General features: G+C 44.9%; 12 protein-coding genes. 6 read left to right on the top strand and 6 right to left on the bottom strand.

Features of this window, described 5'->3' with window-relative positions; genetic code table 11:
* Nucleotides 1-20: 20 nt before the first annotated feature.
* Together rlmF and DFP76_RS01515 are read right to left on the bottom strand one after the other, a co-directional pair.
* Complete coding sequence (gene rlmF, locus DFP76_RS01510) at nt 21-1,019, bottom strand: 23S rRNA (adenine(1618)-N(6))-methyltransferase RlmF (RefSeq protein ID WP_113872920.1); 999 nt, start codon at nt 1,017-1,019, stop codon at nt 21-23.
* Between the two features lie 65 nt (nt 1,020-1,084).
* Nucleotides 1,085-2,023 carry a LysR family transcriptional regulator gene (locus tag DFP76_RS01515; protein WP_113872921.1) on the bottom strand — a complete coding sequence of 313 codons (939 nt, stop codon included), beginning with the start codon at nt 2,021-2,023 and terminating at the stop codon, nt 1,085-1,087.
* 107 nt (nt 2,024-2,130) lie between these two features.
* Here DFP76_RS01515 and DFP76_RS01520 point away from each other — a divergent pair, with 107 nt between their 5' ends.
* On the top strand, nt 2,131-3,090 hold the full coding sequence (locus tag DFP76_RS01520; protein ID WP_113872922.1) for a DMT family transporter: 960 nt from the start codon (nt 2,131-2,133) through the stop codon (nt 3,088-3,090).
* Nucleotides 3,091-3,094: 4 nt separating this feature from the next.
* Here the strand turns inward: DFP76_RS01520 and DFP76_RS01525 are convergent, their stop codons facing one another.
* The 4 genes from DFP76_RS01525 to DFP76_RS01540 form a co-directional block, all read right to left on the bottom strand.
* Nucleotides 3,095-3,430, bottom strand: coding sequence for a DUF6164 family protein (locus tag DFP76_RS01525; protein ID WP_245931837.1), 336 nt, complete (start codon nt 3,428-3,430; stop codon nt 3,095-3,097).
* A 75-nt stretch (nt 3,431-3,505) separates the two neighbouring features.
* Nucleotides 3,506-5,071, bottom strand: a complete 1,566-nt coding sequence (locus tag DFP76_RS01530; RefSeq protein ID WP_113872924.1) for an EAL domain-containing protein — start codon at nt 5,069-5,071, stop codon at nt 3,506-3,508.
* Nucleotides 5,072-5,274: 203 nt separating this feature from the next.
* The gene (locus DFP76_RS01535) at nt 5,275-5,775 is read right to left on the bottom strand and encodes a DUF7482 domain-containing protein (protein WP_113872925.1); all 501 of its coding nucleotides are present in this window, start codon (nt 5,773-5,775) and stop codon (nt 5,275-5,277) included.
* A 101-nt stretch (nt 5,776-5,876) separates the two neighbouring features.
* On the bottom strand, nt 5,877-7,844 hold the full coding sequence (locus DFP76_RS01540) for a sigma-54-dependent Fis family transcriptional regulator (RefSeq protein ID WP_425451748.1): 1,968 nt from the start codon (nt 7,842-7,844) through the stop codon (nt 5,877-5,879).
* A 370-nt stretch (nt 7,845-8,214) separates the two neighbouring features.
* On the opposite strand from DFP76_RS01540, the gene DFP76_RS01545 reads away from it, so the two are divergent.
* From DFP76_RS01545 to DFP76_RS01565, 5 genes are read left to right on the top strand one after another with little or no spacing between them, the layout of a single operon-like run.
* The gene (locus DFP76_RS01545; RefSeq protein ID WP_113872927.1) at nt 8,215-9,303 is read left to right on the top strand and encodes an ABC transporter ATP-binding protein; all 1,089 of its coding nucleotides are present in this window, start codon (nt 8,215-8,217) and stop codon (nt 9,301-9,303) included.
* 2 nt (nt 9,304-9,305) lie between these two features.
* Nucleotides 9,306-10,436 (top strand): ABC transporter ATP-binding protein, encoded by a 1,131-nt coding sequence (locus tag DFP76_RS01550; RefSeq protein ID WP_113872928.1) that lies wholly within the window; start codon nt 9,306-9,308, stop codon nt 10,434-10,436.
* Nucleotides 10,426-11,295, top strand: coding sequence for a carbohydrate ABC transporter permease (locus DFP76_RS01555; protein ID WP_013794788.1), 870 nt, complete (start codon nt 10,426-10,428; stop codon nt 11,293-11,295). Before DFP76_RS01550 ends, DFP76_RS01555 begins: the two co-directional genes overlap by 11 nt.
* An 8-nt stretch (nt 11,296-11,303) precedes the next feature.
* A complete protein-coding gene (locus DFP76_RS01560; protein WP_013794787.1) occupies nt 11,304-12,164 on the top strand; it encodes a carbohydrate ABC transporter permease in 861 nt (286 codons plus the stop codon).
* 11 nt (nt 12,165-12,175) lie between these two features.
* Nucleotides 12,176-12,448 (top strand): DUF2160 domain-containing protein, encoded by a 273-nt coding sequence (locus DFP76_RS01565; RefSeq protein WP_013794786.1) that lies wholly within the window; start codon nt 12,176-12,178, stop codon nt 12,446-12,448.
* The last annotated feature ends 24 nt before the right edge of the window (nt 12,449-12,472 follow it).

A 12,472-nucleotide genomic window follows, 5' to 3' on the forward strand; every position in this document is an offset into this window, starting at 1 on the left:
GGCCAGTTCATTATTGGCGGCTATTGCTGCCAATAATGATCACGCCAATAGTCGATTTGATCGTCGGCAAGGAAACTCCAGGCGACAAATCGGCTGATTTTTTGGCCTTGTGCCATCTCAATCACCTTCACTTGTCTAGCTCCAACGTCTTTTAGGGCGTTTTGAATGGTGTCTAAATTGCTTTGACGAGCCACTAACGAAGTAAACCAAAAACATTGATCCCGGTATTGAGTACTTTCCTTAACCATACGTACGATAAAACCGGCTTCACCACCTTCACACCAGAGTTCTGGTGCTGTTCCACCAAAATTAAGAGAGACTTTTTGAGGCCCATTTTTACGAGTCGTGTTTGACGCCCCTTTGACACCACGCCACTTACGCTGAGACTCTTCCAGCATGGCCGATTGACTGGTATGAAATGGCGGATTACACAAGGTTAAATCAAATCGTTCATCCGCCTGCCAAACGCCTTTGAAGATGGCTTTTTCCGACCCTTGTTGTCGAACACTCACCGCATTTTTCAAACACGGGTTGGACTTGATAATGGTTGAGCAAGTGGCGATCGCAATGGGATTCACATCGGAGCCCACAAATTGCCAGCCATATTCTTGGTGCCCAACAATCGGATACACGCAGTTTGCACCAACACCAACATCCAACACTTTAATATTCTTACCACGCGGAATAACGCCGTCATGACTGGCCGCCAGCAAGTCCGCTAAATAATGGATGTAATCGGCTCGACCGGGAATGGGAGGGCACAAGAAGCCAGCTGGAATGTCCCAAAACGCCACGCCATAAAAATGATTTAGTAACGCACGATTGAGCGCTTTCACCGCATTTGGGTTAGCGAAATCAATCGATTCATTACCATATTTATTGAGCTGAATGTAATGGGATAACTCAGGACAAGAGTCCGCCAACAAGGCAAAATCATAACGCGCACGATGAGGATTGCGAGGATGCAACTCTAGTTTGTTGCTACGTTTAGCCTTGGTATGCTTGCTTTTATGAGCCACAGAATCGCCATTTTTGATTGCTAAACGCTAAGTATAACCGAATACCTAAGCTGGCAAGAAGCACCTTAGTCAAGGTGATCAGGATAAGGCACCAAAGACTGCACCACCTCTCTCGCCATTTGTCGAAACCATTCAGCAGCGGGATCTCCCGACGAAGTTCTGGGCCAACACAAATAGTAATGCACATCAGGAAACTCAAATGGAAGATCTTTCATCACTAAACCAAATACCTGTTGAAATCGAGAGGGTAGTAAACCACTTGTACTAAGCAGTAACTGGGTTCTCGACACTGTTTCCAGCGCGGCCATAAAATAAGGCGTTCGGAATGCGAATCGCCGCTCTTTTGCTCTTTCACCCAATAGAGAGTCACTCACGACTTGCATTGAACCGCCCATGTTCACCAACACATGCTGATAACGCATGTAATCGTCTAATGTCAGCTTGGGCTGATTCGCAAGAGGGTGTGACTGAGACATAATGCAGCGAAATTTCTCACGACCAAATAAAGTCCGTTTAAAATTATTCGGCACCTCTATGTATTCACTGCATAAATACAAATCACCAGACTGTTCGGTTTGCCTCAATAAACTGGTTTCGGTAATGGTGGTGGTTTCTAAGGACGCCAACGGCGCCTCTCGATAAAAACGTTCCGCGATCGACGGTACATAAGCCTGCGCTTGGTAGTGAGTGGTTAACAAGCGGAACACACGTCGACTGGTATTAGGATCGAAATCCGGTGAGATCTGCATACTGGCCATCTGCTCAAGCATGAGTTTAATCGGACCTTCGAGTTCTAAGGCCTTAGCGGTGGGCGCCATTCCACTCGATGTTCGAATAAATAACGGATCATCAAATGCATGACGCAAGCGCATTAGCAAACGACTCATGGCGGATTGACTTAAAGACATGCGCTGTGCCGCTCGGCCAACATGCCGCTCTTCAAGCAATAAAATCAAACCTGTTAAGGCTTTTAAATCAAGTTGCTGTAATGCATTCGATATCATAACCAAAAACCGTTTCTTGCATAATTATTAGAAACATTATGCATTGGATAACATGATTAAGACACGGCATTCTTTAACTATCTTGTTCCCTTTCATGAGAGACGGTCATGCTGAACGCCAAACAAACTTTTTTATACGGATTTTTCTTCAGTGCCATCACGGTATTGTTTTGGGGGATGTTACCTATTGCATTAAAGCTCTCTGGGGATTTTTCTGATCCAATTACCTTAACTTGGCTAAGATTCTGCGTCGCCGGTCTTTTATTAGGAACTTGGCAATGGCAGCGCGGACAGTTACAGGAGTTCCGTCGCCTCTCTCGCCAACAATGGTTACGGCTGTTTGCCGCTGGGAGCTTTTTGATCATCAACTACACCTGCTTTGCCTGGAGCTTATCTTATATGTTGCCAGGTTCTGCTCAGTTGAGTTTTCAAAGTGCGCCCTTGTTCCTTGCCCTAGGCGGACTGTTTTTTCTACAAGAGAAAGTAAACTGGCAACAATGGCTTTGCTTTGCAGGAATAGGATTGGGCATACTGACCTTCTTTCACCCGATTCTTGGACAAGCGGATCACGCCAATATGTGGTTAGGATTTTTTATTATTCAGATCTCAGCCTCTGCTTGGTCGTGCTACGCCTTATTGCAAAAATCGCTCTTTAAATGCCTATCGCCAAGCAATATATTATTGGCCATTTATGCCTATGCCAGCATCGTCATGCTGCCATTTTCTAGACCAAGTGATCTCGCTGGTTTATCGAATGACGAATTTTGGATTGCGGCTTTTTGCTGTCTTAATACCTTGATTGCTTATGGTGCGTTTGCTCAAGCCATGCGTTATTGGCAAACCGTGCAAGTAAGTGCATCCGTGGCGCTCACTCCGGTGATGGCCTTTATCCTAACGGAGCTTGTGGTGTTTTTTGGATGGTGGACAACGCTCATTGAAAGCTCCCATGCAGATGTATTGAGCTTGTTTGGCATGTTCATCGTCATTCTTTGCGCCATCAAGGTTCAACTCATCAGCGCCCAGTCACAGCGTGCCAATGTCGCTAAAAGCACTGTAACAAATACTTAAAAAATTACGACAAGATGAAAGGCAAAATAGAAAGGCTTAAGATCAACCCAATTGCCACTAGAGTAAAAAACGCCTCGGCAGGGTTTTGACGTGCGTGCTGAAAATACCCTAAAAGGTAATCAGCAGCAGTGGGGATTTTCATATCACGACTGCGCTCTAGCTGATCTTCGCGAATGAGAGCTCGTGCTTGTTCAGCTTGCTGTTTATCTCTTACCCAAATACCCGCCATGGATATTTGCCAACGACCCGCACTGGTTTCATAAAAATCAATATCATGCTCCGTGAGAAGTTGACGAATATCGTCGATTTCTTCCTCAGGGACATATTTTAATCGAAACACCAAGATCGCCATGCGAATCGCTCTCTGAAAATAAAAGGTAGCAAAGAGTAAGAGAAGGCCAAGCGGAATACAATGCTATAAACGGCTTTTTCTCGCTTGCTCAGCCATCAACCACTCTAAGACTTGATCAGTCGGCAAAGGTCGGCAGAAATAATACCCTTGCACTCTTTCAACCCCCAACTCCCTGACGGCCTCTAGTTGGTCTTCTCTTTCCACACCTTCCGCAACCACTTCCATATTCAGCTCTTTCGCTAGCTTGGTGACAGAAGTCAGGACTTGTCGAGTAAATTGATCTTCTTTCAAGCTAGCAATAAAAATTTGATCTAATTTTAATGTGTCGTATGGGAAACGTCGTAAAAAATCCAATCCCGCATAACCGGTACCAAAATCGTCCACCGACAGGCGAATATCTAACGCTTTGATGTGTTCAAATCGACTCACCATTAAAGGCAACTCAATGGAATTCAGGGCCGTTGTTTCCGTTACTTCTAACCCTAAGCGTCCTTTTAATTCAGGCCATTCATCCGTCACTTTAGCCAACGTTGGGGCAAAATCTTCATGAATTAAACTGTGTCGATCGACATTCACTGATATTCGAATGTCTTTGAGCAACTCCGCATTTTGACGGAAGAGCATCCCCACTTTACGAATCACCATCCAAGTGAGTTCATCAATTAGCCCTAAACGCTCGGACACCTCAATAATAGATAAAGGGGAAACCTGACCATGATAAGGAGAATGCCAGCGAATTAATGCTTCCAATTCATGGGTTCTGTTTTCATCTAATGACACGATAGGCTGGAAATACACTTCCATGGCATTGTTTTGAATGGCTCTTTTGATGCATTGTGGTAACGAGCGGCGATAATACAAAAAGCTCCAATGCAAAACGCTAAATAACACAAATAAGAAAACACTGGAAAGAAAAATGAAGGGCCACATTGACTGATAAAGTTGCCAATAATATCGCTCTGGCAAATACACCGCCAAACTCATCGCCCAATCATCCAGCGTGCGAACCTGTTTATCCAATATCGAACCTTCAATATCCGCACTATTGGATACGACCATTTGTTTACCCAAGGTTAATTGATAGGCATAACCTGATGTCAGCCAACGATCAACATAGTTTCCTAAACGTTTCGGCGGTGCTAGGCCATTAACCCCAATGCCTTTTTCACCTTTATAGAACACCAGAAACGCATTATCTCCTAAGGTGTGTGATTTAACGAGAGACACGGTTCTATGGGCTGGGCTGGCTTCAATCCGCTGAGCAATGCTATTAAAAATCTTAAAATCTCTTGGCCCTAGATTGGTACAAAAAACTTGGTAATCTGAATTGAACAGACCAAATTCTTTAAAAGTGGGGGAATAAAATGTCGCGCTGCGCAAGCGTGTGATGCTGTCAGCATCACAAGAAAGGTCTGCATCATTTGCAATACTTTTTAGTTCAACAAAAATCGCTTCCATTTGCGAAGCTAACGCTGCTTTAGCATGGTCTGTTCGAGTAGAGATGTCTTTCAAAAGATAAAAGTACAACCCCAAAGAGAAAAGTAATATAGAACAAGTAACGGATATAAAGACGTAGGAAAATAGGACTTGTTTACTAGAGGGAAATAGTGCGCTCAACTTACGAAGCATAAATCCCTCTTATATATCTATCATCCATCGTGTATCTCAACCTTTTGTAATAAAGCGTAACTGGTCAAATAATGCCATATAAGTAACAAACTACCAACAAAAGACAGTACAAAAAGGCTATAAATGTAAAACAAACAAGCAGATATACACTAACTTTATAGAGGTCTTCAGCTCATATTAAGAATATACAGGTTAACGCTGCATTATTCCGTTAAAAACGGCAACACTGGACAGTTAACCACAATATCACTACGTTCAATACGAACTAACCCAGCTTCTTCCGCCGCGAGCACCGCCTCTTCTGAGGTCAGCTCATAGATTTCTTGAGGGTTTTGCCAAACCACCCAATACATTAACCAAAGTGGTGAGTAATGGCGATCCTGACTTAGATAGCCTAATGGAGCAGGCGCTGAGGCAAAGATATTTTGTTGCTCTTTATTTGGAAAGCCATATACCCGTTCTAATACGGTTTTGACCTGTGGTGGTTTTGGGTAACGAGGAATCGCATCCCGTAAACGCGGTGCATAATTTGCCTGCATTTCCTTTGCCATCTTGCGATCAGAAACATCTGTGGTGATGTAAGCCACTTGCTCACCATCATGCGAAGCCTGAAAGACGGGTAAACGTGCTGAGTTATCTTGCGTCGAAGCGCAGCCAACTAACCACAGGGGAAATGCAATTAACAACACCAAACGACTCAGCACACTTAGCCTCCACTTGAACACAAAACCATCTTTTTGATGGTGACAAGGTATCAAGACTCACCCATTCTGGAAAGACGAGCCATTACCTCATAGGCGAACCTTTAGTTTGTCGTCTTCATCTTAGTGTATTTGTACACAGTATTTCGACTGACACCCGCCGCTTTTGCAGTTTGTGACACATTCCCCTTGTGTTCATCCAACAAACGCGGAATCAGCTGTTCAAGTGGTTCTGCAGCAGTACTGGCATCACGATGCTCTATCTCCTCTGCGGGCGACATCATCAGATCATCGAAAAAATCATCGGGTAAGTGCCACTCTTCCAGCTCATCTCCGTCAGCCATGGCCATGCCAACCTTTAAGGTATGGGCTAATTGACGCATGTTCCCTGGCCACGGGTGCTTCTCAAGTAAAGCTAACATATCATCTGATAAAGGAGGACTGGGCTCTTCTTGACTTAATCTTGCATGCAAATAGGCAATCAATTTCACCTTATCTTGTCGTTCACGCAAAGGTGGTAACTCTATGTTTAAACCGGAAATACGATAATATAAATCCTGTCGAAAACGCCCATCTTTCACTTCTGCTTTTAAGGCTCTGTTCGTCGCAGAAATCAATTTAATGTCCACAGGATAAACTTCTGTTGAGCCTAACGGTGTCACTACCCTTTCTTGTAGCACGCGTAATAATCTTGATTGCACAGCCATTGGCATTTCACCAATTTCGTCCAAAAATAACGTGCCTCTGTGGGCTCGTCGGATCAAGCCAATGGAACCTTTATTTTGCGCCCCAGTAAAAGCGCCTTTTTCATAACCAAAAAGTTCAGACTCAACTAATTCAGCCGGAATAGCAGCACAATTCACAGCCACCAGCATCTCTTCTCGGCGCGAGCTATGATAATGCAAACTGCGCACAAAGATTTCTTTACCCGCTCCTGTTTCACCATGGATTAAAATCGGAATGTCCTTTTCCATTATCTTATGGGCTTGTTTCACCAAACGTTCTACATGAGCATCGCCATGCTGTAACTCAGCCAATGGAATAACATTTGGCGGTACATCATGTCGCGCGTGATTTGCGTCTTTCATATCCATGAAAGTCAAATCTTCAACCTTGTTTTGTATAGTGTTTTTATTATTTTTAGGGGTTGGAGGAACATACCCAGAACCTTGGCGAAAATCTGGTACGCGCATAATCTGTTGCACTGGTGGTATGACTTTGACATAAAACTGATAACGACCCAACGCGATCAGCTTTAAGGGTAAACTGGCCGGGTGGTGTTTAATCTCTCGCATTTCAATATCAAAAATCTGACGAATATTCAGAAGAGCCAAATCCCGTGCTAATACCACTTCAGCACGACGATTAGCTGACACTATGGTGCCATTTTCATCCAACACCAAAATACCCGACCAATGACTGTCTAAACTGGTCACATTGGTGTTGAAACTAAGGATGAAATGTTCTTGTTGAAAGGCTGAAAAAATGAGTCTATTTTCCACACTCAAAGACATGAGCTTCACCATGCCAAAGGTATGATCCTGAGGCAAATAGGCGTCTGATGAAATGTCCAACACACCGACTAAATCGTTTTGCGTATTGTAAATAGGAGAAGCCGAGCCGACCATAAAGCGGTTTGCTCTTAGGTAATGCTCATCGCGACCGACCTGAATGGCTTGGCCAGTAATCAAGGCGGTGCCAATGGCGTTTGTGCCAACACCGATTTCACTCCACTGATTACCACCGACCAGACCATGCTCTGAAGCCGTACCAAAGCGCGGTTGTCCCCATGTATTCAAGACATGACCTTGACGATCGGCCAACACAATCATACAAGCTGAATTGCTTAAAATATTCTCGTAATAAGGCAATACTTCGTTTTCGGTGGTTTCCAATAGACTGCGATGTTGGTCCATTAAATCGTGCAGTTCACCTCTTGGTAAACTGGCAAAGTCCGGTCGACTACCGTGCTCCAAACCAAACTGCTCACACCGATACCAAGAGGCTTGAATTTGCTCTTTGTGAGTTTTATCGATGACGTGAGCCCCTTCGGCTAGGGCATTTGATGGCATCTTTTCTTGTTGTTCTTGCTCAGGCATTTCCAGCTCCGACGTATCAGGGGCATTCGCCAAGTTCATTCTTTATTGTTATTTAGAACTTACTCAGATGACGCTAATGTGTTCATCCAGTGTTCACAATTTTTTCCCACTCTAAACACTTTGAACACATCTGAACAGTCTTTTTCACATCTGAACATTTTATCCTGATTTAATAGTCAGGTTATTTTTCCATATTTTTCAATTAGTTAAAAATATTAAGTAATATTTCAGTATTTTGGCACAAGCTTTGTATTAATCATTACAAAGCCTGCGTGTTCACTTTTGCAATTCACACTGAACACATGCGGCATTGAAAACAATAACAACAAATAAGGTTCTAAACATGTCTCTGACGCTGCAAAATGTCTCGCGCGTTGTTGAGGGTGAAACTTGGATAGACAAGGTCAACATGACCCTTGAACCAGGCTCCTTCAACGTGTTACTTGGGCGCACCTTGTCTGGTAAAACGACGTTAATGCGACTGATGGCTGGTCTTGATCGACCGACCACGGGAAGCGTTCTCATGAACGGTGTTGACGTAACCGGACTGCCTGTTCGTGAGCGCAACATCTCGATGGTCTATCAGCAATTCATCAATTACCCCAATCTTACGGTCTACGAAAACATCGCCTCACCTTTGCGACTCGCCAAAATGGATGAAGCAGAGGTGGATCAAAGAGTTCGGGAAACTGCAACCATGTTGCGCATCGATCCCTTTCTAGATCGATTGCCATTACAACTGTCCGGTGGTCAGCAACAACGAACCGCGATGGCTCGTGCCTTAGTAAAAGACTCACAAATCATTCTGTTTGATGAACCTCTGGTGAATCTGGATTACAAACTACGCGAAGAACTAAGACAAGAGCTCAGAGCCTTGTTTAAAGCGCGTAACTGTATTGCCATTTACGCCACCACAGAACCCAACGAAGCACTTGCCCTTGGCGGCAATACCGCCGTTCTTCACGAAGGCAAATTATTGCAAATGGGGCCAACGGCGCAGGTTTATCATCAGCCGAAAGACATCATCACCGCCGAAATGTTCTCAGAGCCGCCGATCAATCTGGTGCCTGGTCGAGTCAGTGAGGAAGAAGTCACCTTTGATGAAACGGTTCACTTCCGCCTCAACAGTGACCTACGCAACCTGACACCTGGTCAATATCAGTTTGGGGTGCGAGCATCGCACATTGGCTTGGTGCCACATTCCGATGATGACTTAGAACTACCAGTCAAGGTGGACCTCGCCGAGATCAGTGGTTCTGAAACCTTTCTTCATGTTCATAACTCGCACTTTGATCTGGTCCTGCACTTATCGGGTGTACACGAATACCAGGTGGATCAAGACATCAAGGTCTATTTCCCAACCCATAAACTCTATGCCTTTGATAGTGAAGGTAAAATGGTGCATTCCCCAGCACGTATGAGGGAGCAATAATCATGGCAGAAATTACGCTTAATTCACTCGCCCACAGCTATGGCGAAAAACCTGATGGTCAAAAAGAGTATGCCATTCGAGAAATGACACATGTGTGGGAACAAGGTGGGGCGTTTGCTCTATTGGGGCCTTCTGGCTGTGGTAAGTCCACCCTATTGAATATTATTTCAGGCCTACTCGAGCCTTCCGAAGGAGAAGTTTTATTTGATGGCAAACGCGTCAATGAGCTCAAACCTGAAGAACGTAATATCGCCCAAGTGTTTCAGTTTCCTGTGGTATACGACACCATGTCAGTGTACGACAACCTAGCCTTTCCATTACGCAACATTGGCGTTCCAGAATACAAGGTACGCTCTAAAGTACATGAAGTGGCAGAGATTCTAGAACTCACCGAACAGCTTAAACGCAAAGCGAAAGGCCTGTCCGCTGACCAAAAACAAAAAGTCTCCATGGGACGCGGTTTGGTGCGTGACGATGTTTCTGCAATTTTGTTCGATGAACCTTTGACGGTTATCGACCCGCAGTTGAAATGGAAGCTACGTCGTAAGCTCAAACAAATCCATGAGCAGTTTAACATCACCATGGTGTACGTTACTCATGATCAGCTAGAAGCATCTACCTTCGCCGATAAGATTGCCGTCATGTACAACGGTCAGATCGTGCAATTCGGTACACCTCGTGAACTGTTTGAAAACCCAGCTCATACCTTTGTAGGTTACTTTATTGGTAGCCCTGGCATGAACTTCTTCGAGGCTGACCTGATTCAACAAGCCGATGGCACTGCCGCGATTCGCTTTGGTGAATATGACATCACCGCCAGCCAAGCCATGCTTGCGCAACTTTCCGATATGCAGGTGAACAAAATCACTCTGGGGATTCGCCCCGAATTTGTCCACGTTTGGGATGGCAAAAGCGATGATGCCTTCTTGGTAGAAGTCGACTACGTAGAAGACCTTGGCACCTACAAAATTTTGTCTTTCTTATTTAACGGACAAATGATGAAAGCTCGACTCAGCGAAGACCAAAAAATCCCATCAGGACAGATCTACGTCAGTTTCCCTGAGCAATGGACCAAGGTGTATGTCAATGACTATCTAGTCGAGCCTAAACAGGAGACACAAGATGCAAACTAAAGTCGAAAATAATAAAGCCTGGTTTCTTGTACTGCCCGTTTTCTTGATTGTGGCTTTCTCCGCCATCATTCCCTTAATGACGGTGGTGAATTATTCCGTACAAGATATTTTTGACCCATCTACACGCTACTTTGTAGGCACCGAATGGTTCCAACAAGTCATGCTCGATAGCCGTCTGCATGATGCTCTATTGCGTCAATTTATCTATTCCTTCACGGTCTTAGCCATTGAGATACCACTCGGTATTTGTGTTGCGCTGATGATGCCGACAAAAGGAAAAGGCGCTTCACTTGCACTCATTTTAGTGGCCATTCCTTTATTGATACCTTGGAACGTGGTTGGCACCATCTGGCAAATTTTCGGCCGTGCTGACATTGGTTTATTTGGCGCCTTCATGAGCTACATCGGCGTTGACTACAACTATGCATCGAACCCGACTGACGCTTGGCTAACCGTTGTTTTGATGGACGTTTGGCACTGGACACCTCTGGTCGCTTTACTCTGCTACTCAGGTTTAAGAGCCATTCCTGAAGTTTACTATCAGGCCGCTCGCATCGACCGCGCATCACGTTGGGCTGTGTTTCGCTATATCCAACTACCAAAGTTAACCAATGTGCTGATTATCGGTGTGTTATTACGCTTCATGGATTCCTTCATGATTTACACCGAACCATTTGTCTTAACCGGTGGTGGCCCAGGTAGTTCGACAACCTTTTTGAGCCAAGCACTCGTGCAACAAGCCATTGGTCAGTTTGACCTTGGTCCAGCGGCGGCATTCTCATTGGTTTACTTCTTAATCATCTTGTTGGTGTGCTGGGTTTTCTATACCACCATCATGAACATGCAGAAAGATAAATAGGGGCGACTATGACACCTTCTAATACACAAGCACCGGTTCATAGCACTGCCGAACGTAAGGCCCGACATGCCCAATGGCGTGGTCGTTTCGGACTTGTGCTCTACATTGTCCTATTGCTCTTGCCAATCTATTGGCTAATCAATATGTCCTTTAAAACCAATACTGAAATTCTCAGCGGATTATCCTTCTTCCCAGACAATTTCACTCTGGAAAATTACGCCAAAATTTTTGGTGATGCGACCTGGTATATGGGCTACGTCAATTCAATTTTCTATGTGTCGATGAACATGGTCATCAGTTTATTAGTGGCATTGCCAGCCGCTTATGCTTTTAGTCGCTATAAGTTCATCGGTGATAAGCACATGTTCTTTTGGCTACTGTCCAATCGCATGGCACCTCCTGCGGTTTTCTTATTGCCATTCTTTCAACTGTATTCGTCCGTGGGATTATTCGACACGCACATCGCCGTTGCACTCGCCCATTGCTTGTTTAACGTGCCACTCGCCGTGTGGATTCTAGAAGGCTTTATGAGTGGCGTGCCAAGAGAAATTGACGAGACCGCCTACATTGATGGTTACACCTTCCCACGCTTTTTTGTGCGTATTTTCATTCCCTTAATACGTTCTGGGATTGGGGTAACCGCCTTCTTCTGTTTCATGTTTTCTTGGGTCGAACTCTTGCTAGCACGAACCTTAACATCCGTAGACGCGAAACCGATTGCCGCCATTATGACGCGGACGGTGTCCGCCTCTGGTATGGATTGGGGGCTGTTAGCCGCCGCCGGTGTGCTCACCATTATTCCAGGCATGCTTGTTATCTATTTTGTTCGTAACCATGTCGCTAAGGGTTTTGCCCTTGGTCGAGTGTAAGGAGAAATATCATGGCTTGGATGTCTTGGACACTACCAACTGCTCTGTTTTTTATCGGGATTGCGGCCATTTTGGTCAGCATGACCGTCTGGCAAATCCTCTCACCTTGTGTAGAACGCCGTGGTTTTTTGCCACTTGCCACCACCCGAGGTGATCGTTTGTTTATTGGCCTGCTTAGCAGTGCCTTTATCCACCTTGCATTTGTTGCTCTAACAAATGTGAGTATTGCGATAGCAACCGTCTTATGCGCTGTTTGGATGATCATCCTAATGCGTTGGGGCTAACGGTTGCCCTTATGGAAAACTTGG

This window comes from Marinomonas aquiplantarum, assembly GCF_003314975.1.
Classification (GTDB): domain Bacteria; phylum Pseudomonadota; class Gammaproteobacteria; order Pseudomonadales; family Marinomonadaceae; genus Marinomonas; species Marinomonas aquiplantarum.

Excerpts from the sequence above, each read along its gene's own strand:
- DFP76_RS01515 (WP_113872921.1), bottom strand. The coding sequence starts at position 2,023 with ATGATATCGAATGCATTACAGCAACTTGATTTAAAAGCCTTAACAGGT.
- DFP76_RS01520 (WP_113872922.1), top strand. The coding sequence starts at position 2,131 with ATGCTGAACGCCAAACAAACTTTTTTATACGGATTTTTCTTCAGTGCC.
- DFP76_RS01530 (WP_113872924.1), bottom strand. The coding sequence starts at position 5,071 with ATGCTTCGTAAGTTGAGCGCACTATTTCCCTCTAGTAAACAAGTCCTA.
- DFP76_RS01540 (WP_425451748.1), bottom strand. The coding sequence starts at position 7,844 with ATGCCATCAAATGCCCTAGCCGAAGGGGCTCACGTCATCGATAAAACT.
- DFP76_RS01545 (WP_113872927.1), top strand. The coding sequence starts at position 8,215 with ATGTCTCTGACGCTGCAAAATGTCTCGCGCGTTGTTGAGGGTGAAACT.
- DFP76_RS01550 (WP_113872928.1), top strand. The coding sequence starts at position 9,306 with ATGGCAGAAATTACGCTTAATTCACTCGCCCACAGCTATGGCGAAAAA.
- DFP76_RS01555 (WP_013794788.1), top strand. The coding sequence starts at position 10,426 with ATGCAAACTAAAGTCGAAAATAATAAAGCCTGGTTTCTTGTACTGCCC.
- DFP76_RS01560 (WP_013794787.1), top strand. The coding sequence starts at position 11,304 with ATGACACCTTCTAATACACAAGCACCGGTTCATAGCACTGCCGAACGT.
- DFP76_RS01565 (WP_013794786.1), top strand. The coding sequence starts at position 12,176 with ATGGCTTGGATGTCTTGGACACTACCAACTGCTCTGTTTTTTATCGGG.